This is a genomic window from Akkermansia sp. N21116 (genome assembly GCF_029854705.2).
Taxonomy (GTDB): Bacteria; Verrucomicrobiota; Verrucomicrobiia; order Verrucomicrobiales; family Akkermansiaceae; genus Akkermansia.
This window is the reverse complement of record NZ_CP139035.1, coordinates 3,313,075-3,335,811: the sequence shown is the minus strand read 5'-3', so window position 1 is coordinate 3,335,811 and position 22,737 is coordinate 3,313,075. Positions and strand designations below refer to the sequence as shown.

Genomic DNA, 22,737 nt, shown 5'->3' with positions numbered 1-22,737 from the left:
ACCATTTCAGGAGATGATACGTGCTTTGAAGATGGCCAGGGCTTTTTCAATAAAGGGATCTTTGTAGTAGTCCTCGGCCTGCTTTTCTTCGTCGACTGGCTTGGGTGCTTCAACGGGAGGTTCCGGAGCCGGGGGAAGCGGCTTGGGTTTGGGTTTTTGTTCCGGTTCGGGGATGGGTTCCGGTTCGGGAGGTTCCGGGACGAGGGAACTCATTTCAACGCGGAGAGTGATGGGACAGTGCAGCAATTCGGTCAGGATTGTTTCTGCCTGTTCTTTCAGGCTGGGGTGCTGCAGGGTGTCCCTTGCCTGGCTGTCGGTAGGGTGTACGCCGACGGTGTAGAAGCCGCTTTGGCGACTGAGGAAAGCCGAATACTGGATGAATCCCGCCTTGAGGGGAGAAGTGGAGGAAAGGCGGACAATGGTCTCTTTCCAGGCAGCTTCGTCCTCGTTCCGATCAGAGGTGTCTTCAATTTCCGGTTGAGTAGTCTCCTCTTTGGCGGGGAGAGGTTCCGGTTCTCCCGTGAACAGGTTGTTCATGAAGCATTCCGTCCCGGTATCTTCCTGCAAAAATTCTTCAGGCTCGTCCATCGAATCTGTTTCAGGAGGACGGACGGGGTCTGAGGACAAGGCCGAGAGAGGTTCGGGTATGGACGATGACTTCGGCATGGGTTCTGCCGATTCTTCTGGCTGAGAGTCGGGAGTGTTATCGGTTTCCCTTTCGGAAAGATTGGACTCGGGAGCGGAAATCTCCTGTTCCGGAATGGAAGGAGTCTGTTCTTCCGGAGTAGGTTTGACCGGGGATAGCTGGCTATCTATCGCTTGGGGAGTCTGGGGTATCCGGGAATCTTCATCCCGGTTCTCCGGAACAATCGGGGCGGGCTGAGACTGGGCGGGAGCCGGAATCTGGGTAGCGGAAAAGGAGGGGGGGGAGGATACTTCGATCGGAGTGTGGGGAATCGGCGCTCCTTCAATGGCTTTGATGATATCGCTGATGCTGGCTTCGGCCATGGCATGGACTGCCTTGATGAGACCCATTTCCAGATGCAAGCGTTTCTGAGTGGACCACCTCATCTTATCTTCCGTGTCAGAGAGGACCTCGACGAGACGAAGAATTTTGTCCGTCCTGGTTTTTACGACGATGGCGGAGATGCGCTCCTGAAGTTCCGGAGGAATAGAGGCGATGGAGGCGGAAGTATCGACCTTGCTGACAAGTACTTCGCGGACGGTAGAGATGATTTCCGAGAGGAGCTGTCCCATATCCCTGCCGGCTTCCGCCTGTTCCTGAACGAGGCGGAGCAGGGCAGGCAGGTTCTTTTCCAAAATCAAAGCCAGGCCCGTAGCGACGGTTTCGCGGGACGTGATCCCGAAAATGTTCAAAACTTGGGCTTCCTCAATGGAATTACCGCAGAATGAGACGAGCTGGTCGAGCATGGACTGGGCGTCGCGCATCCCCCCGTCGGCTACTTTCGCAATGGCGAATGCAGCTTCGCGAGAGAGTTTGACGTGCTCCAGGTCACAGATATGCAGGAGGTGTTCGGCGATAATTTCCGCCGGGATGGGACGTAGGTCGAAACGCTGACAACGGGACAGAATTGTTGGGAGAATTTTGTGCGGTTCGGTTGTTGCAAAGATAAATTTGACGTGGGGAGGAGGTTCTTCCAACGTTTTCAGCAGAGCATTGAAAGATTCTTTGGTGAGCATGTGGACTTCATCGATGTACACAATGCGGAATGTGCCGCGCGAAGGAGCAAAGCGTACATTGTCGCGCAAGTCGCGGATATGGTCGATCCCGCGATTGGATGCTCCGTCAATCTCCAATACATCCAGGCTGCGCCCTTCGGCTATTTCCCGGCAAATATCCTCGTTGGGATCAAAATCAACGCGGGGACCGCCGGTACAATTGAGCGCTTTGGCGAAGATGCGTGCAGTGGATGTTTTCCCCGTTCCGCGAGGGCCGACGAACAGGTAGGCATGCGCCAGGCGGTTCTGCTCAATGGCGTTGCGCAGGGTACGGACAACATGATCCTGACCCAAAACGTCGTCGAAGGTCAGGGGACGGTATTTTCTGGCAAAGACCTGATAGCTCACGGTGAGCAAGGTTAATGAAAAGCCCGGGAAGAGGAAAGCAAATTACAAATTATTTGGGTCTGCGAAGATATTTCGGATGCGTTGGTTTTTCTTCATGGGTTACTATTGCAGGCAATAGGAATGATTGAAACGGCGTTACGATCGTAAATCAGGCAGTTGAACCGGGCGAGTGTGTCGGCGGGGCTATCTGTCAGAAGATGCGTAATCATGTGTTGTGTTCGGAAAGGAATGACTTCCGCGACAGGGAGGCATATGTACCGTCGAGGGCAATAAGTTCGTCATGGGTTCCTTGTTCGACAATTTCACCCTGTTCCAGAACGCAGATGATGTCTGCATGGCGTATCGTGGAAAGTCTGTGGGCGATGACAAAGGAGGTTCTGCCTTTCATGAGGGTGTCCAGTGCCTGCTGGATTTGCTTTTCCGTATGGGTGTCGACGCTGGCTGTAGCCTCGTCCAGCAGAAGGATCGGGGGATTTTTCAGGAGCGCCCGGGCGATGGAAATACGTTGCTTTTCGCCGCCTGAAAGTTTGATTCCGCGTTCACCGACATTGGTATCCAATCCTTCGGGCAGAGCCTGGACGAATTCGTCTGCATGGGCGGCTGCAAGCGCTTGAAAAATCTCATCGTCGGTGGCATTCCGTTTTCCCAAGAGCATGTTTTCGCGTACCGTACCGTTGAAGAGGAAAGATTCCTGCGTGACGTATCCCAGGGCGGTGCGGAGGCTGGCTTTGGATAAAAGGGAGAGGGGTTGCCCGTCCAGATAGATCTCTCCGTCCGTGCATTCGTAAAAACGGGTGAGCAGGGAAAGCAGGGTTGATTTACCGGCTCCGGTAGCTCCGACCAGGGCCACCATTTGTCCCGGCCTGATGGAAAGATTGATATGGTGTAAAGTAGGGACTCCCGGCACATAATTGAAGGAAACGTTGTCGAAAAGAATTTCGCCGCGAACAGGCATTTGAAGATGGTTCCCTTCATTCGAGTTTTCCTCTTCCTTTTCATCCAGAATTTCAAAGACGCGGATGGCGGCTGCCCTGCCTCCGAGAAGGATGTGGTTAAGCTGGTGGAGCCTGGCAAGGGGTTCGTAGAGGAATCCCATCATCAGGAAGAATTGCAGCCATTCTCCCATGTCCAGATTTCCCTTCATGACAGCTTGTCCTCCGAAGGCAAGAACGGCGACGAAACCGAGGGAACTGATGAAACTCATACCCGGGTTGAACACGGCCCAGCAACGCATGATTCGTAGCGTGGCGGATTTGAGGACTGAAGAAAACTGGCGGAAGATACGGTGTTCTTCCTCTTCTGCGGCGTAGGCTTTTACCTGGCGTATTCCCGCTATATTATCGTGCAGCAGGGCATTGAGATTGCCTGTAGCTTCGCGTTCGGCACGGAATCTGCCGTGGCTGTCGCGGGAGTAGAACAGAGAACCGGCCAGAAGCAGAGGAAGAGGGAGCGTAGCCCAGACGGCAACCGACGGATTGATGTAAAACAGAGCCGCCGCCATGGCGATTACCTGAATGGATGCTACAAGCCCTTGTTCCACCCCGTCAATCAGGACTCGCTCCATCGAGGTGACGTCTTCCATGATGCGCGACATGATGTCCCCCGTCCTGCGGGAATCGAACCAGGAAAGAGGAAGCCTCTGTATTTTTCCGTGCAGATCGCTCCTGAGATCAAAGATGACTTTTTGCTCAAATGTATTGTTGAGAAGGATGCGGCACATGTTGCATGCGTCACGGATCAGGAAGCCTCCGAGTGCCAGACCGGACCAAAACCAGAGTTCGTCCCACTTTTTTCCAGGTACGATCGTGTTGGTGATGTAACGTGTCACTTCCGGGAAAATGACGAGAGCCAAAGTCATCATGATGGCGCAAAATAGCTGTAAACTCGCTAAAATAGGGTATTTGCGCAGATAGGAGAATACTCTGAGAAGGGGATGCATCACACTTTTTTTGTTACTGCCGAAAGGGACGGGAGGAAAGAAAAAATCGTTCCCCTGTATTTTGGTGTTGAAATCGTCCAATCAACATGACAGTTTGTAAGGAGTTTACGAAACCTATATACGCTCTTTCATCCTATGTGGACCAAAATCTCAATCGCAGCCGTTGTCGTTATGCTTGCTGGTGGCTTTTTCGCCTACAAGAATAATGAGGCCCTTAACGCAGAAATTCAGGCACGTGATACTGCCAAAGCAACCCTTGCTCAGACCAATGAGCTTCTTGCAGACGAAGAAGCTAAATTGGCTGATGCAACGCAGAAGAGGAATTCTTATGAAGCCGACTGCAAGGCTCTCCAGCAAAAACTGGACGAACTGATCGCTTCCAATGACGCCATGACCAAGGCCATGGGGCCCAAGGAAGAAGAACTCAAAAACATGACTGCCCAGCTTGACTCGATCAAGGCCAAGAGCAAGGATATGGCTAACGTTGCCGAGACAATGCGTGAGATTGACCGCATGAAGGAAGACAACGCTAAATTGAAGGCTCAGGTCGATGCTGCCTCTGCCAAACGTGATGCTCTCGTTGCCAGGATTGGTCAGATAGACAGCGGCATTGCCGCTCTTAACAAATTGGAGTCTGACCAGCGCGCTCATGTTTCTCCGGCTTCTTTGAAGACTTCTATCCGCAACGTCTATGATACATGGGGCTTTGTCGTACTGGATTCCGGTGCCAATGCCGGTATCGTTCTTGGTTCTCGTCTGGCAGTGCTTCGCGATGGTAACAAGATTGCCGAACTCTCCGTTAGCAATGTAGAAACCGGTAAGTCCTCTGCAGATATCATTCCCTCTTCTCTCACTGAAGGCATTCAGATTCGCCCCGGTGATCAGGTAGTGGCCGTTCGTCCCCAGTAATTTTTCCTAATACTATTTACCTTTATCATACTTCCATGAAACCCGCTCTCTTAATACTCTTGCTCCTTGTTGGAGGCGCCGGTACCTACTTCTCTCTGAATCAAAAGGCTGAACTCACGGCTACGATTGAGAATAAATTGGAACTTGTTAATGAAAACAAGACACAGTCCGCATTGCATATCCAAAGGGAAGGCCAGCGTGAAGCTGCTGAAAAAGAAAGAGATCAGTGGCTGAAGAGCCGCAGTGAAAGACAGGCTGAGGTCGCCAAACAGCAGGACATTGCCAACGAATTGACAACAAAGCAGGAAGCCATTGCCAAGGAATTGACCGAGAAAAAAGCTCTCTACAAGCAGGTAGAAGATGAGCTTGCCTCTTACGGTGTGAAAGATCCGCAGGAAGTGGTTACCATGATGGAAGAAGCCAAAAAGAAGACTGAAGAACTCAATGGCGCTCTTGAGGAAATGAACACCCTCATCGAAGCTTCCGGCAAGAAGGCTGCCCAAAAGGAACTCCAGCTTGCCAATCTGCAGAAATCTCAGGAACTTTACAAGGCCAAGTTTGCTACGAATTCCAAGGAGTACATGGTGACGGCGGTCGATCCCCAGTGGGGCTTTGTTGTTCTCAATGCGGGCGAAAGCAGCACGCTTGAACCCAACACGATCCTTCTGGTAACGCGGAATGGTAAAAACATTGCCAAACTGAAAGTTACTTCCAAGGAAAGAAGCCAGACTGTGGCTGACATCGTTCCCGGTACCTTGGCCAAAGGCAACCGTGTGGAAGAAGGAGATCGCGTGTTCCTTCTTGCCCCACAGAGCTGATATCTTTCTGCAAGGTTTTCGTAAATATTTTCTCCGGCCCGGCATTCGCAAAGAATGCCGGGTTTTTTGTTGGAAGCACGAGAGAGGAGGGCGAGATCCTCCTTGCAATATGCCGGGAGCGAATCATAATTGTTAATTATGAAGAATCTGATGATGTTGTTGAGCGTTGGGCTTGTCGGCATGGCCTTTTCATCGTGTACAGGTCAGGACAATCCTTTGGATAGAGATCGCGTTCCCCAACCTCCTTCCGGAACGACGGAGAGGATGAAACCGATTAATCAAATTCAGGATTTTGAACAAAAGGCTGCTTTTGGTCCCTTGGTTTCTCCTCGTCGTTAAACTTTCCGGAGTTCTGTTTGACTTACCGTCCCCAGGTTCATGGATTTGTCTTGCCGTCATGGGAAGGCGGTGGTAGGGAATATCAACAATTAAGTTATGACCCAAGCAATCAAACATCTAATGACGGCCCTGTGCCTGGGATTCCTTGCTGCGACGTTTTCCTCATGCACATATATTATGAACGATGCCGGAGAAAAAGGAGAACGCATTCCTCAGCCTCCTCCCGGTACGACCTCCAGGCAGAAACCTTGGAATGAATCTCAGCGATTTGAAGCGGAAGCTACTCTTGGCCCGCTAGCGAAACCTCGCCGTTGATACGCAAAAACTGCGTTGAATTTTGAAAGCCGTACCTCTTTTCCAGATGGAAAGGGTACGGCTTTTGCGTAAATGGAGTAAAAAACAGGAATAACTCAGTTTTGGACCGGATAATACTTATTCAGAATATCCGTAGCTATTTGCACGGAGTCCCCTTGCGGTACCGTCGGGTATCCGTTGCCGTTTCGTTCGACCCATTGTCCTTCATGCTGGATACACCATTTGGTGAAGGCCCTGGAATCAAATGATTTGTCCGTTCCGATCGTGGAACGGAGTCGGCTGATGAATTCTTCCCAGCGGGGGAGATAATAATCCTTGAGCAATCCTTGCCATTCACGCTTCGCATAGTCGGTGAGTCCGGCTCCCGGAGCTCCCCATGTCGTGAGAATTTGGCGAGCATTCTTTTCGTAATAATCTTTTTCTTCCGGAGTGTTGCCCCAGGTTCTCGCCTTATCGATCCACGCTCCGGTCAGGAATTCATGACGCGTGCCGACCAGTCGATCAAGGTCTCGGATCAGATTGAGCATTTTGTCGGCCTGACGGTCAAATTCGACCTTGTCTCCCCGTTTGAAAGCGCTCAGTAAAGCCGGTTGCGTATTGTCCGTTTCATAGGCAATAATCTGGCGTAACAGGTTGACGACATCATAGCGGAAGGCATCACTGTTCTTGCTTTCCTGTGTAGCCTGGAGCATGGAACGGAGAGCGTGAACCATGCTGCGCATCATCTCCTTGTTCCGGACTTGAGGGAGTTCCCCGAGAGCCGTATCCGGCAGTTGAGCAAAGCTTTTCTGATCGAAAACGGGCCGACGGGTGCAGACGGAACTTCTGTCCCGGTATGAGACGGGATAACGATTGAAGACCTCATTGATCAGGATATTCCATCCCTTGACGACAGCCGGATCATTACTGCCGGCTCTGCGGCGGGCATAGGCATCGTACCACACCTTCATGTCCGGAGCGGCATCGGCGTGCCAGGGGGCTTCCAGAGTGTATTCGAAGCCGACCGGATAGGCGGCGATCCCTTCCAGAGTAGACCCGACGCCCGTGCAGTTGGGCACTTTCATGGCAGAGGCAATGCTTCCGGCAATTTTTTGCAGTGGAGCATATTGATAAGTATTACCCCCGAAGTTGGCCAGGAAGTTCCAAATGAAGGGAGCGTTCTTGAAGCGATCCGTCTTACGGTAGAGTTCCCGTTCTTCACCCATGTATTCCAGAAGAACCATTTTACCTGAAGGAAGGGAGGAGAGCATACCGTCCAGAGGTGTTTTGCCGTCCTTGTTTTTCTCCTGCCACCGGGGCATGAAATCGAATGTCCATCCCATTTGGTACCAGACGGCTTGTGGATCGGCCTCTTGCATACCCTTGCTGATACTTTGTGCGACACCTGCAATATAATCCGCCTCCCAGCTTGGCGGAGTGATTTCATTGAAAGGATCGGCGGCATAGAGGTGGTCTGTACCGTACATAGCCGTTTGTTCGTTCAGGAAACGTTTCTGAATATCGTTGAAGAGGGGATCCGTAGCATCAAGGAACCAGGTATTGTATTTTTTGAAACCACCCCAAGGGTGGATAGAAGTAATTTTTGCATCGGGACGTATTGTTTTCAGGGCTTCCGGGACATGGCCGGCAAACCCGGCCAGAATGGGTTTCATGCCCAGAGCACGGGCTTCTCGCAGAATTTGTTCCTGGATTTTTTGCTGTCCCTCAATATAGGCCATGGGTAGCGGACCGCCCCACTTATCGATATTGGCCATTCGATGCCATGGCAGGTGGGCGGGAGCCGTAAAGAAGGAAAGAATCTGCTTTTCCGTCAACCCGTACGATTTCCAGACGCGTAGCCAGGTCGCTTCCTGTCCTCCGTGAATCAGAGGGCGATTTACTCCGTTCATCGCCATCCAGTCCAAAAAACGCTGCCAGCCGGCAGCATCCGTGTAAGGGAAAGTATAGCCGTAGGTACAATAATTCAGGAAAAAACGCTCTTTGGCTTTGCAGACGTGGCGTGTTTTTTCGTGAGGCAAAGGCAGAGGCCCCTTGACTTCCAGGGGCTTAATGGCCTGCCAATCATAACTGGTCATGGCATTGTAGCGTAGGTACCAGTTGAAGGCCATTGCCAGACTGATCCCGTTATTGCCGCGGAGGACAATTTTGTTGTTGCGGACATCGACTTCAAAGGCATCCATGCCTCCTTCATCGGGAATCAGTTCGCAAATGAACGATGTCGCATGTTGAGGTAAAACGCGTTGAATAAGTGCTTGCGCTGCCGTCAGGGGCGTTTTTTCCGGCATGGTGATTGCAGAGGCGGGTGCCTGTTCCATAGTATGCCCCAATGGAGAGACACAGAGAAAGGCTGGAATCATAAGCGAAGAAAAGAGAATAGATTTCACGGTATACGAATACGTTGTTTTTCATGGAAATATTTCAAAATCATGCAGAAATCCGGACATGATCTTACGATTCGTCCATTCCCTGTGAATAGGTGCTTTACACGTGCCGAACTTTATAGTAGGTAACTTGCCGTTACGCGGAGAGATGGCTGAGTTGGTTTAAGGCACTCGACTCGAAATCGAACGTGCGGGAGACCGTACCGAGGGTTCGAATCCCTCTCTCTCCGCCAAAATACTTGAGAAACCCCTTGCAAATGCTAGATACTGCAAGGGGTTTTTCTGTAATGCCAAGGAGTAACTTTTCCCTTCTTGATTCGTTACGCTATGACATAAACCCCATTTGCTCATACATACTATGAACAACAATACAGACAACAAAAACGAATTAACGGCAGGTATCCTTGAAGGAATTGTGGGAGGAGTCGAGATGCCATCGGAAGTGTCTGCCTATTATACGACAGGGGGACGTATCCAATTTACCGGTCCGAATCAGTTCAATTTTGTCATTGCAGCAGATAAATACGATGCCTTCATTGCCAAATATCCGAGCAAGGTTACTTTCATGAATGACAAGGATCATCTTGTCCCCTTGCTGGTTGGAAAGTGATCAAATCCGCTAGCGATCCGGGCCGGGTGAAAGACCGGCCCTTTTTGTTGCTGGTAGATAGAGTTTTTTTTGTTTTGTAACCGAGGCGGCAATGAATTTTCAATGCCGGGAAGTATGCTTGCCGAGCATGCCGCTGGCTTTGTAACTATAATAATTGCGGGGCATTAGCGAAGTGGGGGTTCCCATGATGATGTGGTCGTAGAATTGAATACCGAGCAGTTGGGCGGCATCGGCGATACGGGTTGTTGTCTGGTCGTCGGCTCTGCTGGGAGCCGGATTGCCGCTTGGGTGGTTGTGGGCGAGAATGAATGCGTGGGCCTGATGAACAATGGCGGGGCGGAGGATGTCACGCGGGTGTGCGATGGATTCGTTGAGGGAGCCGAGGGAGATGGTACATTTCCGGATGATACACGAGCGGGTGTCGAGCAGGAGGACGAAAACCCCTTCCTGATCCAGGCGGCGGGTATCTTTGATGAGGTAGTCATAGACTGCATCGGGGCTGGAGAGGGGGATGCGGCTGGAAGCTTCCTGGATGGCCCGAGCTCCCAGCTCGAAGGCGGCGGCCAGGGTGGCTGCCTTGGCTGAACCGATGCCTTTGATTAGCCCGCTGATGTCTGAAGCTTCCATGCGTGCGAGGGCATCGAGCGATCCCGCTTGGCGGATGAGCTCTGCCGAGACATCGAGAACGTTGCATCCGGCCGTGCCGGTCCGCAAAAGAATGGCGATGAGTTCGGATGCGGAGAGGGATTCTCTTCCATGGCGGACAAGTTTTTCCCGAGGTAGGAATTCGTCGGGGAGGTCTTGAAGTTTAGGACTCATGGCAGGGAGGCTTCGGAGATGGAACGGATGGCAAGGGGCAGGGCGCGGAGGGTGTCGCCCGCACAAAGGGTTTGCTCGGTTTGCCGCCTGGTTGCCAGGAGGATTTCCGAAGCGCATCCGCAGAGGTAGGTGGAGAGCAGGGCGGATTGGACGGGTGCCAGGCCCTGTGCGCACCACCCGGCGCAGACTCCTGCCAGGACATCGCCCTGTCCGGCTGTTGCCATGGCCGGTCCGCCTGACGAGTTGTAGAAAACGGGGGCTCCGGATGCAGTGACAATGGAGCGGGCTCCTTTATAAATAAGGGCTGCTTCGTGACGTCGGGTGAATTCCCGGACAATTTCTTCCCGGGTGAGGCAGGAGGTGTCTGTATGAAGCAGGCGTTTCATTTCACCGGGATGCGGGGTTGCCAGGACATTGGGGCCGAGCGTCCAGTTTTCCCGTGCGGCACAGTTGAGGCCATCGGCATCCAGAACGATGGTTCCTTGGAATTCTCGGATGAAGCCGTGGATGATCCGGGCGTTTTTTTCGGAAATGGTTCCCAATCCGGGGCCGATGAGAAGTGTTTGGTAATGATCCGGTTCGCATTGATCGAAACCGGAGACTGGCTTGATCATGATTTCCGGAGGAAGTGCCGGGGCGAGAATCGGGTAAAGTTCTTCCGTGACGAAGAGGGTTACGAGTCCGGCTCCTGCCCGCAGAGCTGCTTCGGAACACAGTCTGGCGGCACCCGGCATGCTGTACGATCCGGCGATGACGGCAACATGTCCTGCCTGGTTTTTAAAGAGTTCGTAGGGACGGTGGATCGGGAATCGGCGTAGCAGATAGGAGTCAATCAGGATACGTTCGCTGCAGGAGTCCGGGAGTTCCAGCCCGTCCATGGGGATGGAAACGAGACGCCCGGCGTACGATGTGGCACTGTCGGCGAGGAGTCCCTGTTTAACTCCTCCGATGACTGATGTGTGGTCTGCGACAACGGCGTCATCCGAGACTTCCCCGGTGTCGCCATCGATTCCCGTGGGAAGGTCGATAGCCCAGGTGTGGAAGGCGTTGGAGGATTGTCTCATGCGGTTGATGGTACGGCAGCAGGCGGCAATTTCAGGCCGTAAGTCTCCTTTGGCTCCCAGTCCTAGAAGGCCGTCCAGCAGGAGGATATGGGGGAATTCCCGGCCGGAGGGATGGGTTTCCTTCTTCCACAAAGGACGGGATAGGCGCGAAAGCTGGAGCCGTGCGAGTTCTCCCCATTCTTCGGTGGGGTAGGGATGGGCGATATCGGCTTCCCATCCGCATTGTTGCAGAATGTTCAATACGGCGATGGCATCGCCTCCGTTATTGCCTTTTCCGGTGAAGGCGATGCATAGGCCGGGTTGGGGATAGAAACGGATGATGGCTTCGGCGATGTTTCGTGCGGCCTGGTTCATGAGATCCAGCGCGGGTGTGCCTGACGCGATCAATTGTTGTTCGGCGACCTGCATTTCTTGGCAACTACATACTTTCATCGTTTCCGATCATGCAGAAAAGTCTGGGAAAATCTACAAAAAAACGCCCGCAGTGTGATGCGGACGTTTCGGAAAGATCAGGGAAATAGGCAAGGAGAAGGGAATTAACCGATTCGGAACGTAATACGGGCTTTCGTCGTGTCATAGGGAGACATTTCCATGCGGACTTTATCTCCGACGACGAGACGGATAAAACGCTTGCGCATTTTGCCGGAGATGTGGGCGAGGACTTCGTGGCCACTTGGCAATTTGACGCGGAACATAGTGCCTGCCAGTACGGAACTGATGACGCCTTCGAGTTCGATTTGTTCTTCGGCATCGTTTTCATCCTTGGGCTCAGACTTTTTCCAATTGTTCTGATTGTGTCTGCCTCCGGATCTTGAACCTCCTCTTCTTTTAGGATGTCCCGGGCCGGATCTACCGCCGCCTGCTGTCGATCTGCCAGCAGGTACTCCTGTTCCTGGCTTTGCAGCGCCAGTGCCTGGTTTTGCTGCTCCCGGACGGGAACCGGGGGTTCCTTGGCGCGGTCCGGATGTACCGGCAGGTCGCGATCCGGGAGCTCCCTGACGCGGTCCGGAAGTGTTGCCGGGCTTTCCTGCAGGACGGTTGCCGTTCCCTGAGGGCCGGCCGGGTGATGAATTACTGGGAATAATAATGATCTCCTTGTTGAGTTACTATTGTGTGCGAAATCGCGCACGCGACTTAGTATAGATGATAAATTCCGATAGACAAGCATCTTGTGCCGAAGAAGGATTTTTCTTACCCGTTTGCTCGTTCTCTCGAGAATGGAGTGGGGCGGGAAATGAGAGAAAAAACAGGATAAGATGAAAATTCGATTGACATAAGTCCCGAATAACATTAGGTAACTTCACCCCTGATTGGAAGAAACGGCAAGAAGCCGAAAACGAGAACGAATAACGAAACCATGAAGACCTTCTCAGCCAAACCGCAAGAAGTAGAGCGCAAGTGGTATGTAATTGACGCTGCCGGCAAAGTGCTTGGTCGCGTAGCCGTGGAAGCGGCTAACATCCTGCGTGGCAAAAACAAAACGATTTTCACCCCGAACGTTGACTGTGGCGATTACGTCATCGTCATCAATGCCGATAAGGTTGTCCTGACCGGCAATAAGGAAAACGCCAAGATTTATACCCGTTTCTCGGGTTATGTTGGCGGGCAGAAAGTAGAGACGCCGAAAAAGATTCGCGCCCGTCGCCCGGAACTTCTTTTGGAGCTTGCTATCACTGGCATGGTGCCCCATACCCGTTTGGGGCGTGCCCAGGCTTCTAAACTGAAGGTTTATGCCGGTGCCGAACATCCGCATGAAGCCCAGCAGCCCATCGTTTACAACATCGACTAATTGCTATCATGAGTCAGACTACCCCCTACAATGCTACGGGCCGCCGTAAAACCGCCATCGCTCATGCCTGGCTGACGGAAGGTTCCGGTCGTATTATGATCAATGGCCGTACATTTGAAGAATATCTTCCGACTGTACAGCTTCAGAATTCTACTCTTCAGCCTTTCCAGGTGACCAACACAATGAATAAGTTCGATGTGAAGGTTGTGACCAAAGGCGGCGGTATTCATGGTCAGGTTGGAGCGATCCGCCTCGCTATTTCCCGCTCTCTGGTGCAGGTTGATGAAACGTTGCGTGCCCAGCTCCGTGAATACGGTCTGTTGACCCGCGATTCCCGTATGAAGGAACGCAAGAAGGCTGGTCGTCCCGGCGCTCGTAAGCGTTATCAGTTCTCCAAGCGCTAAAGCTTGGTCTCCAAGAAGGAGTTCTTCTTCCAAGGCAAGAGCGTTCCGTGCAACACGGAACGCTCTTTTTGGTTTACGGTTTTATGCTCTTGAAAGAGAAATCTGGAGAAGGATGATGGACTGTATTTATCTGTGATAGGGCATACCGGCGAGGATGGTGTAAACCCGGTAGAGTTGCTCCATGAGGACGACGAGGGCGAGTTCGTGTTGAAGGGTTAATTTACTGAGGGCCAGAATGTGATCGCAGCGGGAACGAAGTGCCTGGGTATGTCCGTCGGATGCCCCGATGAGGAAGGCTACTTTCTTGATCGAATGGAGCTGCCACTGTTGTGTGTGCATGACGAATTGGGCGGTGGACCAGAGTTCTCCGCGCTCGTCCATGGCGATGCGCAGGCATCCTTCGCTGGCTGCAAGCAGGCGGGCGGAGACGTCTTCCGAGCTGCCGTCTTTAACGATTTTCAGCTCCGTTCTGCCGAAGGGGCGCAGACGTTCCGTATAGAGGCGGACTCCTTCCTTTGCGTAGGCCAGGGCGGGTTTACCGGCTGTAATGATAAGATATTGCATGTGAGGGAGATTTTTAATTGCTACGGAGCCAGGTGAGGAGTGATGCCGCCCAGTTTTTGGAGATACCTTTGATGGAGGCGATCTCTTCGGCATCAGCTTTTTTGAGTTTGGCAACGGTGCCGAAGTGTTCCAGTAGCATTTGTTTGCGGTGAGGTGTCATTCCGGGACAGTCGTCGAGGATACTTTCACGCATACGTTTGCGAAGGAGGAGTTCGTTGTATTTGTTGGCAAAGCGGTGGGATTCGTCGCGGATCCGCTGCATGAGTTTCAGTGCGCCCCGGTCATGGGAGATGGTGAGGGGTTCGCTTTGGTGGGGGAAGAAAATTTCTTCCCGCTGTTTGGCTAGGCCGACGACGGGCATGTCTTGAAGGCCGATTCTTTCCAGCTCCCGGAGAGCGTTGGACAACTGTCCTTTGCCTCCGTCGACGACGACGAGGTCCGGTACTTTGATGGGAGCTTTGCCTTCCGCACCAAGTTGCTTGAGCCACGCGTAGAGGGACATTCCATCGGGACATTGATGGATAGCCTGGCTCTCTCCGAGAATACGGGAATAACGCCGGCGGATAACTTCCGACATGGAGGCAAAGTCGTTCTGTCCTTCTACGCTTTTGATCCGGTAGCGGCGGTAGGCCTGGTTATCCGGGCGGCCATGGGTGAATCTCACCATGGAGGCGACGATGTGGTTGGACGAGACGTTGGAGATGTCAAAGCACTCCATAATTTCCGGAGGGTGGTCCATACCGAGCAAGCGACCGAGTTCTTCCATGTCTTCTCGGGGCTTGACGGTGCCGGGAAGGTCGGGAGAACCTTTCATGAATCTCCGGGCCGGTTCCAGTGTTTTGACGAGATTGTCACGGATGTCGCGCAAAGTGGCCGCATCTTCAAAGCGCAGCTGGTCTGAGGCTTCCATCATTTCCTGCTCAAGTTCGTCAAGGATGGCCTTGCGTCCGGTACCTTCGAGAAGGCTGGCGGCAGTTTGGAATCGTTCGGCATAGTCTTCCTTGGTGATGCGGCCGATGCATGGCGCGGAACAGTTGCGGATAATGTCGGCGTGGCAATGGCGGAATTCGTTTTCGCCGGGGTTGCGGGCCTTGCAGATGCGGAGTCCGAATTTGCGGTTAAGCCATTCGATGGTTTCGGACAAGGCGTTTGCATGGGCGAAGGGGCCGAAATAGCGGGCTCCGTCGTCGCGACGGAGACGGGTAAGCTGGAATCTGGGAAAATTTTCTCCTTTGGGAACGCGGATCAGCGGATATCGTTTGTCATCCTTCATTTGGATGTTGTAGCGGGGACGGTAGTCTTTGATCAACTTGCTTTCCAGAAGGAGGGCTTCTTGTTCGTTGCGCGTCTCGTAGTAATCGAAGGAAGCGATGGCATGGATGAGTGCCCTGGTCTTGTGGTTGGAAAGGGTTGCCGACGATGGGGAGAAGTAGTTGGCGAGTCTCCTTTTGAGGTCGCGGGCCTTGCCGACGTAGATAATTCCTCCCATGGAGTCTTTCATGATGTACACTCCTGGGGAATGCGGAGTCTTCCTCCACAGGTCTTTTGGCGAACTTTCCGGCATGATTACGGAAGCAATGTGTCACAATCGGCAAGAAAAGGGAACATTGCATCGTAACTTACCATAATATTTCATGGGCGATCCTTGCCTCTGCGCATGAAATAGGTATAATCACACACAACCAATATGAATTTTTCCCTGCTAGCTCAAACCGGGACCTCGCTCACCGATTTCGTTGCCGGTGACAAATCCTATACCATCATTGAACTTTTCAATATGGGCGGATTCATCATGTGGCCCATTCTCATTCTTTCAATTATTGCCGTTCTTGTCGTTGTTCTTGTCGTCGTGACAACGAGCTCTCGTGCTGTCCTGCCGGGCGGCATGGTGGAAAAGACGGAATCCCTCATCCGCAAGCGTGACATCAGGGGCTTGAGTGTCCTGTGTGCCTCGCGCGACTCCTGCTTTTCCAGAATTATGCTGGCTACGGCGGAATTCATAGAACGCAATCCCGATGCGTCCATTGACGAAATCCGTGAAGTAGCTTCTGCAGAGGGTGGTCGCCAGGCCGGGATGCTGACTCGTCAGATTTCCTGGCTTTCCGACATCGGCGCCCTGGCTCCGATGCTGGGGCTTCTCGGTACGGTTGTCGGGATGATGAGGACGTTTTTTGAGATTTCCAATGGCAACTTTGAAGGAGTCAAGCAAATGGAAATGGCCGGAGGTGTGGCTGAAGCTCTGATTACGACGGCCGGCGGTTTGATGCTGGGCATTCCAGCATTGGTTGCCTACGTGTATTTCCGTAGTCGTGTCAACAAGCGCATCGGTGATATGGAAGCTGCCGTGACGCACGATTTGACGGTTATTTCTATTCAGAATCAGCGTCGCAGATTGTACAATGATACGGGCCGTGGCATTGTGGAACAGGATCTCCCCAATATGGAAGTCGACGCGGCTTCTTTGAGAGATGTACGCGGTTTGTAATAAATGAATTAACGAACAAGGAAGATACTGCCTGCCCATGAAATTCCGCTACACCATGCCGGCTCCTGTCGGGTTCCAGCTGGCTCCCATGCTGGATATTGTATTCCTGCTGTTGATTTTCTTCGTGGTGACGCAGACGATTTCCCTGACGGAGCAGGATCTCAAGGTGAAAGTGCCTTCCGCCGAGCATGCGGAGAAGAAAGATTCCCGGGCAATCAATGAGATTATCCTCAATGTCCACAAAGATGGTCGTGTGACGATCAATCGCCAGGTCTACACGCTCGAACAACTTTATCCTAAACTGGTGACGATCGCCAAACTGGCGGAAAACCAGCCCGTACGCATTCGTGGCGATGCCGAAGCACCTTACCAGCATATTGTTGACGTGATGGATACCTGTCTGAAGGCCGGTATCTGGAATATGTCTTTCTCAACCAGAAAACCCGGATCCTACACGGGTCCCGAACAGTCCAAATCCTCAGGATCATGAAGTTCTCCCTACTGTCCAAAACTATTTTTGCTTCCTGTTCCGCCGCGTTTGCCGCGCCTTTTCTCCTTGCTCAGGAAGAAATTCCTGCCGCGCTGCCCGTCGAAGATGAAAATGCTACCTTGAAGGTTGATGAAAAGGCGGATCTCCTCAAACTCGGCGACATCCTGTATGCCCAGGCCCAAACTCCGGAAATGCGGAGAAATCCCGAAGAATACAAACGGAGCATGTTGCTGGCGGCTGAGCGCTACTCGGAATTTGTCCGCCGTTTCCCCGACGCTCAAGAAGCTCCTCTTGCCATGTACCGTTTGGCCAATTGCCTGATGGAGGCGGACCGCCGTGCGGACGCGTACCAGACGTTCGCATCCATTCTGCAGCGGTATCAGGGTACGATTGCCGCTGCTGCGGCCTATCGTCTGGCAACGGAAGCCTACAAGGGGGCCGACTGGGCTAATGCCCAGCGTTTCTACGAAGCCGTGATCAAGAATGCCGATCGCCCGGAATTGAAGGTGGATGCCATGTACCGCCTGGGGCGCGTGTATCAGGAACTAGGTAAAAAAGCCGAGGCTGAAGCCCAATTCCGCGCGGTGAGCGACGATACCCAGGCCAGACCGGAATTTCGCCAGTCCTCAGCCATGGCTCTTGCCGGGCTTTTGAGCGAAGAGGGAAAATATACGGAGGCTTATGACCTCTACAAGAATCTTTTGAAGATGGAAGGCCTTGATTCCAAGGTTCGAGGTACTGTCCTTGTCCAGGCGGCGACTCTCGCTTCCAAATTGAACAAGAGCAACGAAGCCAAGGCGTATTACAACACGATCCTCCGGACCCCCGAATTGGCCGGACAGGCGAATTCCGCGTTAGTCGGGATCCTGACCGGCCTGTACAAGGCCGGCAAGTACAAGGATATTACCGACATGCACGAGCAGGGAACGCACGACTTCGAGGATAAAGCCCAGGAGGCGAAGCGCAAGATGCTGGTCGGTTTGGCCTATTTCCAGCAGAAGGACTATGACCGAGCCCGGATTCTTTTTGCCGGAGCGGAACACGTTTATCCGAATACGGAGCTGGCGATGGAGGCAGGATATCGAAAACTGCTCTGTATCAATGAACTTGATCAAGCTTCCCTTCCTCCTGCCGCCCAGTCGTTCCTTTCGGCCTATGCGTCCGCATTTCCTACGAGCGTGTGGCCGGAAATGGTGCGCCTGATGGTGGCGGAAAATCTATTCGACAAGAACCCGGGAGAAGCCGCCAAGTACTACGCAGCTATCCACACGGAAAAGCTTCCCGTCAAGATGCATGCCGACATCTTTTACAAGAGTGCCTGGGCGCTTGGGATGGCCGGTAGTCGTGCCGATGCCGTAAAACTTTGCAATCAGTTTATTGCGGATAATCCGAAGGACCCCCGTATTCCGACAGCGATTGCCTTTCGCGGTGACATGCAGATGTTGTTGAACAACGAGGCTCAGGCCTTGGATGACTTTGAAGAAGTGATCAAAAGATGGCCCCGGCATGAAGCTGCCGCCGCTTCCTGGCAGAAGGCTGCTCAGATTTACATGCGTCGCCAGGACATGACCAAGATGATCGACCATTATGAAGGGTTGCTCAAGAATTTTCCGAAAGCCATGCCGGCGGCTCTTGCCGAGGCTCGTTTTATGGTAGGACGAGGATATTTCGACAAGAAGGATTACGACAAGGCCATTCCCAATCTTGAGGAAGCCCGGACGCTGAATCCTGAAAAATACGGGGAGCAGGTTGGAGTCCTTCTTGTTCTGACGTATTATCAGCTTCAAAATGCAACCCAGCTTCGAGCTTCCCTGGAGGCTCTCAGCGACAAATATCCCAAATCCCTCCTTTCCATCCCGGAGGCTATTCCCGCCTGGCTGGGTTTGCAGGCATACAGTAGCAAGGACTACCGTATTGCCGACAAGTACCTGACGATTGCGACTCGCAACGACGAATTCAAGGATGCCAAGCGTGTGATCTGGAAAAACCTGGCTAAAGCACGTCTTGCCCTGAAACGCTATGACCGTGCCCTGGTTGCCGTCGACATGTATCTTGCCGAGGAGACCATGCCTTATCGTAAGGCGGATGCCTTGTTGGACAAGGCGTCCATCCTGCTGGGCATGACCAAGTACGATGAAGCCCGTAAAGTAGCGGAAGATGCTCTAACCCTTGGTGTGGAAGGCCCTCTGATGGCGTCCCTCAAAATTGTTTTGGGCGATATTTGTTACGCGGAAAAGAAGTTTGATGAAGCTGCCAAGTACTATGGGACGACGGCAGAGTTGTTCGTTTCCGACAAGGAGCTGAAGCCCCAGGCTCTCTACAAAGCCGCCGCCGCTTTGGAAAAAGCCGGTCGGTCTCAGGAAGCCGGTCAGTTCAGGAGTACGCTGGATAAGGAATTCCCGGGCTGGAAACCCAATGAAAACCAGGAATTGCCTGGTCAGGCCCGCTAGCTCCGGGCGTATCGTGCAATGATCCGCCATGTTTGAGGAAGGGAACAGGAAAAAGCGATGGTACGACTGGCTGGGTTTCTTCCCGGCTCGCGTAGTTCGTTTACTGTTGTTTCTCGGTCTCATCCCGCTGGGTATTGCGATCATTCTGGGAGTTTATGCCTATCGTGCCAACAGCTTCGATCTTGACGAAATTACGACCCGGCTCGAAAATTGCCTCGCCTATGATAGTCAGGGGAAACTGATTGGTCCGCTTTCCACGGAAGCGCGTGTCAATGTGTCCCGGGAGGATTTGCCTGAATGTCTCGTCCATGCTTTCATTGCACGTGAAGATGAGGATTTTTTTGATCATGGCGGCATTGTCTATACGTCCATGATTCGCTCCATGTTGCGCAATCTGACGTCCATGTCCTATGCCCAGGGTGGCTCTACTATTACCATGCAGCTTGCACGGAACTGCTATGAGTTGAAAGATAAGACCATTGACCGCAAGATTCTGGAAATGGCCTTGTCTCGCCGGATTGAATCCAGGTTTGACAAGGATACGATCCTGACATCCTATTTGAACAGGATCTATTTCGGTCAGCGTTGTTATGGCGTGGCCCAGGCGGCGAGAACTTATTTCGGCAAAAAGGTATCCGATCTTAATCTCGCCGAGTGTGCAACCTTGGCCGGCCTGGTGCGCGGTCCCTCAATTTTCAACCCAGTTACGGACAAAGCGGCTTCTATTCGGGAGCGCAACGATACGCTGGATCGCATGGAAGCCTGCGGTTTTATTTCTCCCGAGGAATGCGAAGAAGCCAAAGGAGCTCCGATGGAATTACGCAAGACCGGAGACGATTTCATGATGTCCTATCCCGCCATGTGGATTGCCGGAGAGATGGAACATCTTCAGGAGGAAAGGGAGGAAGAGACATCCAGCCTCATCGTCTTGACTTCTTTGGATCTCGAAGAACAACGCGAACTGGAACGTTCCTGTGAAAACGAATTGAGGGAACTGGAGGCAAGTCCCGTCTGGAAGGATCTCCCCAAGCGGGTAGATGCCAAGGCCGAAGGATGTATTCAGGTAGCGGCTATGTGTGTGGAGTCTTCAACGGGGCATATTCTGGCCGTCGTTGGCGGCCGCTGCCCCCTCGACGGTGTGGACCGCTGGCATGCGAAGAGAAAGGCGGGTTTCCTGTTCGTTCCTCTCGTGAATCTCGGAGCTGCGGACCGGGGAAGGAATATTATACGGAATGCGCCTGTAGCTACCGGTCGCGCCGTCGGTTATCGCAGAACCAAGGAAATTGCCGAGATGGCGGGGATCCGGGCGGAGATGCCGGATAGCGACGATTTATATAGCGGTCAGTTCGACATGATGATGGCAGATGCCGTTCGGTCCTTGATGGTTATTCAACAAAAGGGTCGTAATGTGCCATTGAACGCTATTATGAAGGTAGCGACCGGCAGGAAGGCCCTCGTTTTTTCTTCGGATCAGAATCACGAAGACGAAGGTCGGGAGATTCTCCCTCGCGAGGCCGCCCGTATCGTTTCGGGATTGCCTCCTTTTTCCCTGAATATACGGACGAAGCTGCTTTCCCTGCAAGGCCGGTTACCTGATGGAGGAGGTTTTTTTTCCGCCCGCATGGGAGGGAGGCGTTCGGTGTTTGTCTGGGTCGGGTTTGATCGCGACGGTGCGGTTTATGAATCAAAGAAGGGTGTTGCCTCCTCTATGTCTTCTCTCTCTTCCCGTTTGTCGATGAAACTTTATACGGCGATGATGGATCGCTATAAGCAGGCGGAAGCCAGGAAAAAGGGACAGATGCAAAAGGAACAGGAAGTTACGGATAACCGGGATATCCCGCCTGCCGACTCTTCCTCTCATTCAGATGGAGAGGCAAATGCGTCTTCCGGTCAACAGTCTTAATTCTCAATTACTCTAACTACTATGATTACATATTCTCCGGAGATGGCTGTTGCCATTCAGGCAGCAAAATCGGCAGGTGCTTTCCTCAAAGAACATTTTGACGATACCAAGAAGGTGGATGAAGAGAGTCAGAATGACATCAAGATCGAGCTGGACAAACTCTCTCAGAATTTGATTACGGGAATCATCCTCGGTGCTTTTCCCGAACACTCCGTTTTGGGAGAAGAAGGCCGTGCGGGGAATAGCGGTTCCGATTGTGAGTGGATCGTGGATCCCATCGACGGGACGGTGAACTATTATTACGGTATTCCGTGGTTTTGCGTTTCCATTGCTTTGCGCCGTCGGGGTGAAATTGTCCTGGGTGTTATTTACGACCCCATGATGGATGAATGCTGGCATGCGGAAAAGGGCGGACCCGCCTGTAAGAACGGGAAAGTTATTTCCTGTAGTTCCCGGACAAAGATGGCGGAAGCCGTTGTCTTTGTTGGACACGGTAAAACGGACGGTTCGAAGGAAAAGGGCATCGAACGCTTTGCGAAAGTCGCCTGGAAGGTACGCAAGGTACGCAACAACGGTTCCGCTGCCCTCGCTATGGCGTACATTGCTTGCGGGCGTTTTGATGCTTATGTGGAAAGCGTCATCTCCATCTGGGACATTGCGGCAGGCAAGATTCTTGTGGAAGCAGCGGGCGGTACGGTGATCCTGGATCCGAAACCGGAAAATCCGGAGCAATTCGCCATCATTGCCTGGAACGGCCATATTCCTATTGTAGAATCCCTCGAAGAATAATTTAAACCAATACCATTCATTATGAGTAGCGCGCAGACCATGCTTCATCTGTCGGGAATCGGTTATGATATCCACCGTTTCGCCGAACAACCCCGTCCCCTGATGCTGGGAGGCGTTCATATCCCGGAAGGGAAGGGACTGGATGGACATTCCGATGCGGATGTGCTTTGCCATGCCATCGCCGATGCCATTCTTGGTGCCGCCGGATTGCCCGACATCGGTTTCTGGTTTCCTCCCGGGGATCCCTCCTGCAAGGATATCTGCTCTTTGGAGATTGTTTCCAAAGCGGTAGACGAAGTTCGCAGACAGGGAGGTCGCATCGTCAACGTGGATTCCTCTATCATTGCCGAGGCTCCGAAAATTGCTCCGTATCTGGAAGCGATGAAACAGCAGCTTGCCTCTGTCCTCGTCTTGCCGACGGTTCGTGTCGGCATCAAGGCGACGACGAACGAACGACTCGGTTGCATTGGCCGTGGAGAAGGTATAGCGGCGTTCGCAGTGGCCTCCATTATGCTCCCGGAAGTACGGGATCTTGATTGATTTTCCTTCTTTACCCGAATGTGAACAGCCGGCAGGGTAGG

At 52.7% G+C, this 22,737-nt stretch carries 20 protein-coding genes and 1 tRNA gene; 13 read left to right on the top strand and 8 right to left on the bottom strand.

The window, feature by feature from the left end; all coding sequences use genetic code 11:
* Nucleotides 1-6: 6 nt before the first annotated feature.
* Both dnaX and QET93_RS12580 read right to left on the bottom strand, forming a co-directional pair.
* Nucleotides 7-2,088 (bottom strand): DNA polymerase III subunit gamma/tau, encoded by a 2,082-nt coding sequence (gene dnaX / locus QET93_RS12585; RefSeq protein ID WP_280132463.1) that lies wholly within the window; start codon nucleotides 2,086-2,088, stop codon nucleotides 7-9.
* Nucleotides 2,089-2,293: 205 nt separating this feature from the next.
* The gene (locus QET93_RS12580; protein ID WP_280127514.1) at nucleotides 2,294-4,027 is read right to left on the bottom strand and encodes an ABC transporter ATP-binding protein; all 1,734 of its coding nucleotides are present in this window, start codon (nucleotides 4,025-4,027) and stop codon (nucleotides 2,294-2,296) included.
* A gap of 135 nt (nucleotides 4,028-4,162) precedes the next feature.
* Here QET93_RS12580 and QET93_RS12575 point away from each other — a divergent pair, with 135 nt between their 5' ends.
* The 3 genes from QET93_RS12575 (at nucleotide 4,163) to QET93_RS12565 (ending at nucleotide 6,408) form a co-directional block, all read left to right on the top strand.
* On the top strand, nucleotides 4,163-4,936 hold the full coding sequence (locus QET93_RS12575) for a hypothetical protein (RefSeq protein WP_280127428.1): 774 nt from the start codon (nucleotides 4,163-4,165) through the stop codon (nucleotides 4,934-4,936).
* Between the two features lie 35 nt (nucleotides 4,937-4,971).
* Nucleotides 4,972-5,754 (top strand): hypothetical protein, encoded by a 783-nt coding sequence (locus tag QET93_RS12570; RefSeq protein WP_280127427.1) that lies wholly within the window; start codon nucleotides 4,972-4,974, stop codon nucleotides 5,752-5,754.
* Between the two features lie 435 nt (nucleotides 5,755-6,189).
* Nucleotides 6,190-6,408 (top strand): hypothetical protein, encoded by a 219-nt coding sequence (locus QET93_RS12565; protein ID WP_280127426.1) that lies wholly within the window; start codon nucleotides 6,190-6,192, stop codon nucleotides 6,406-6,408.
* Between the two features lie 95 nt (nucleotides 6,409-6,503).
* Here the strand turns inward: QET93_RS12565 and QET93_RS12560 are convergent, their stop codons facing one another.
* On the bottom strand, nucleotides 6,504-8,723 hold the full coding sequence (locus QET93_RS12560; RefSeq protein ID WP_280132461.1) for an alpha-N-acetylglucosaminidase: 2,220 nt from the start codon (nucleotides 8,721-8,723) through the stop codon (nucleotides 6,504-6,506).
* 208 nt (nucleotides 8,724-8,931) lie between these two features.
* Here QET93_RS12560 and QET93_RS12555 point away from each other — a divergent pair.
* Nucleotides 8,932-9,022, top strand: a tRNA-Ser gene (locus QET93_RS12555).
* A gap of 125 nt (nucleotides 9,023-9,147) precedes the next feature.
* Nucleotides 9,148-9,399, top strand: a complete 252-nt coding sequence (locus QET93_RS12550) for a hypothetical protein (protein ID WP_280132460.1) — start codon at nucleotides 9,148-9,150, stop codon at nucleotides 9,397-9,399.
* Between the two features lie 99 nt (nucleotides 9,400-9,498).
* On the opposite strand, the gene radC is transcribed toward QET93_RS12550, so the two are convergent.
* From radC to infA, 3 genes are all read right to left on the bottom strand, one after another.
* Nucleotides 9,499-10,218: a DNA repair protein RadC gene (gene radC, locus QET93_RS12545; RefSeq protein ID WP_280127423.1), complete on the bottom strand. Its 720-nt coding sequence runs from the start codon at nucleotides 10,216-10,218 to the stop codon at nucleotides 9,499-9,501.
* The gene (locus QET93_RS12540; RefSeq protein WP_280132459.1) at nucleotides 10,215-11,714 is read right to left on the bottom strand and encodes an NAD(P)H-hydrate dehydratase; all 1,500 of its coding nucleotides are present in this window, start codon (nucleotides 11,712-11,714) and stop codon (nucleotides 10,215-10,217) included. The genes radC and QET93_RS12540 overlap by 4 nt, the downstream gene beginning before the upstream one ends.
* 104 nt (nucleotides 11,715-11,818) lie before the next feature.
* Nucleotides 11,819-12,019 (bottom strand): translation initiation factor IF-1, encoded by a 201-nt coding sequence (infA, locus tag QET93_RS12535; protein ID WP_280127513.1) that lies wholly within the window; start codon nucleotides 12,017-12,019, stop codon nucleotides 11,819-11,821.
* 620 nt (nucleotides 12,020-12,639) lie between these two features.
* On the opposite strand from infA, the gene rplM reads away from it, so the two are divergent.
* Together rplM and rpsI are read left to right on the top strand one after the other, a co-directional pair.
* Nucleotides 12,640-13,071, top strand: a complete 432-nt coding sequence (gene rplM, locus QET93_RS12530; RefSeq protein ID WP_280127421.1) for a 50S ribosomal protein L13 — start codon at nucleotides 12,640-12,642, stop codon at nucleotides 13,069-13,071.
* Nucleotides 13,072-13,079: 8 nt separating this feature from the next.
* Complete coding sequence (gene rpsI, locus QET93_RS12525; RefSeq protein WP_280127420.1) at nucleotides 13,080-13,475, top strand: 30S ribosomal protein S9; 396 nt, start codon at nucleotides 13,080-13,082, stop codon at nucleotides 13,473-13,475.
* A gap of 126 nt (nucleotides 13,476-13,601) precedes the next feature.
* Here rpsI and QET93_RS12520 read toward each other — a convergent pair whose 3' ends face one another.
* Nucleotides 13,602-14,039 carry a 23S rRNA (pseudouridine(1915)-N(3))-methyltransferase RlmH gene (locus QET93_RS12520; RefSeq protein ID WP_280127419.1) on the bottom strand — a complete coding sequence of 146 codons (438 nt, stop codon included), beginning with the start codon at nucleotides 14,037-14,039 and terminating at the stop codon, nucleotides 13,602-13,604.
* A gap of 13 nt (nucleotides 14,040-14,052) precedes the next feature.
* Nucleotides 14,053-15,603, bottom strand: coding sequence for an excinuclease ABC subunit UvrC (locus QET93_RS12515; RefSeq protein ID WP_345783076.1), 1,551 nt, complete (start codon nucleotides 15,601-15,603; stop codon nucleotides 14,053-14,055).
* Nucleotides 15,604-15,726: 123 nt separating this feature from the next.
* Here QET93_RS12515 and QET93_RS12510 point away from each other — a divergent pair, with 123 nt between their 5' ends.
* The 6 genes from QET93_RS12510 to ispF are packed head-to-tail and all read left to right on the top strand — an operon-like array spanning nucleotide 15,727 to nucleotide 22,696.
* Nucleotides 15,727-16,524: a MotA/TolQ/ExbB proton channel family protein gene (locus QET93_RS12510; protein WP_280127417.1), complete on the top strand. Its 798-nt coding sequence runs from the start codon at nucleotides 15,727-15,729 to the stop codon at nucleotides 16,522-16,524.
* Nucleotides 16,525-16,561: 37 nt separating this feature from the next.
* On the top strand, nucleotides 16,562-17,014 hold the full coding sequence (locus QET93_RS12505) for a biopolymer transporter ExbD (protein ID WP_280127416.1): 453 nt from the start codon (nucleotides 16,562-16,564) through the stop codon (nucleotides 17,012-17,014).
* Complete coding sequence (locus QET93_RS12500) at nucleotides 17,011-19,464, top strand: tetratricopeptide repeat protein (RefSeq protein WP_280132458.1); 2,454 nt, start codon at nucleotides 17,011-17,013, stop codon at nucleotides 19,462-19,464. The genes QET93_RS12505 and QET93_RS12500 overlap by 4 nt, the downstream gene beginning before the upstream one ends.
* A gap of 28 nt (nucleotides 19,465-19,492) precedes the next feature.
* Complete coding sequence (locus QET93_RS12495) at nucleotides 19,493-21,367, top strand: transglycosylase domain-containing protein (protein ID WP_280127414.1); 1,875 nt, start codon at nucleotides 19,493-19,495, stop codon at nucleotides 21,365-21,367.
* Nucleotides 21,368-21,388: 21 nt separating this feature from the next.
* Nucleotides 21,389-22,156, top strand: coding sequence for an inositol monophosphatase family protein (locus tag QET93_RS12490; protein WP_280127413.1), 768 nt, complete (start codon nucleotides 21,389-21,391; stop codon nucleotides 22,154-22,156).
* A 21-nt stretch (nucleotides 22,157-22,177) separates the two neighbouring features.
* Nucleotides 22,178-22,696, top strand: a complete 519-nt coding sequence (gene ispF / locus QET93_RS12485; protein ID WP_280127412.1) for a 2-C-methyl-D-erythritol 2,4-cyclodiphosphate synthase — start codon at nucleotides 22,178-22,180, stop codon at nucleotides 22,694-22,696.
* The last annotated feature ends 41 nt before the right edge of the window (nucleotides 22,697-22,737 follow it).

Coding starts and splice junctions, on each gene's coding strand:
- QET93_RS12550 (WP_280132460.1), top strand. CDS start 9,148: ATGAACAACAATACAGACAACAAAAACGAATTAACGGCAGGTATCCTT.
- rplM (WP_280127421.1), top strand. CDS start 12,640: ATGAAGACCTTCTCAGCCAAACCGCAAGAAGTAGAGCGCAAGTGGTAT.
- QET93_RS12560 (WP_280132461.1), bottom strand. CDS start 8,723: ATGGAACAGGCACCCGCCTCTGCAATCACCATGCCGGAAAAAACGCCC.
- QET93_RS12495 (WP_280127414.1), top strand. CDS start 19,493: ATGTTTGAGGAAGGGAACAGGAAAAAGCGATGGTACGACTGGCTGGGT.
- QET93_RS12575 (WP_280127428.1), top strand. CDS start 4,163: ATGTGGACCAAAATCTCAATCGCAGCCGTTGTCGTTATGCTTGCTGGT.
- QET93_RS12580 (WP_280127514.1), bottom strand. CDS start 4,027: ATGCATCCCCTTCTCAGAGTATTCTCCTATCTGCGCAAATACCCTATT.
- QET93_RS12500 (WP_280132458.1), top strand. CDS start 17,011: ATGAAGTTCTCCCTACTGTCCAAAACTATTTTTGCTTCCTGTTCCGCC.
- rpsI (WP_280127420.1), top strand. CDS start 13,080: ATGAGTCAGACTACCCCCTACAATGCTACGGGCCGCCGTAAAACCGCC.
- QET93_RS12510 (WP_280127417.1), top strand. CDS start 15,727: ATGAATTTTTCCCTGCTAGCTCAAACCGGGACCTCGCTCACCGATTTC.
- QET93_RS12540 (WP_280132459.1), bottom strand. CDS start 11,714: ATGAAAGTATGTAGTTGCCAAGAAATGCAGGTCGCCGAACAACAATTG.
- QET93_RS12505 (WP_280127416.1), top strand. CDS start 16,562: ATGAAATTCCGCTACACCATGCCGGCTCCTGTCGGGTTCCAGCTGGCT.
- QET93_RS12515 (WP_345783076.1), bottom strand. CDS start 15,603: ATGCCGGAAAGTTCGCCAAAAGACCTGTGGAGGAAGACTCCGCATTCC.
- radC (WP_280127423.1), bottom strand. CDS start 10,218: ATGAGTCCTAAACTTCAAGACCTCCCCGACGAATTCCTACCTCGGGAA.
- QET93_RS12520 (WP_280127419.1), bottom strand. CDS start 14,039: ATGCAATATCTTATCATTACAGCCGGTAAACCCGCCCTGGCCTACGCA.
- QET93_RS12490 (WP_280127413.1), top strand. CDS start 21,389: ATGATTACATATTCTCCGGAGATGGCTGTTGCCATTCAGGCAGCAAAA.
- ispF (WP_280127412.1), top strand. CDS start 22,178: ATGAGTAGCGCGCAGACCATGCTTCATCTGTCGGGAATCGGTTATGAT.
- QET93_RS12570 (WP_280127427.1), top strand. CDS start 4,972: ATGAAACCCGCTCTCTTAATACTCTTGCTCCTTGTTGGAGGCGCCGGT.
- QET93_RS12565 (WP_280127426.1), top strand. CDS start 6,190: ATGACCCAAGCAATCAAACATCTAATGACGGCCCTGTGCCTGGGATTC.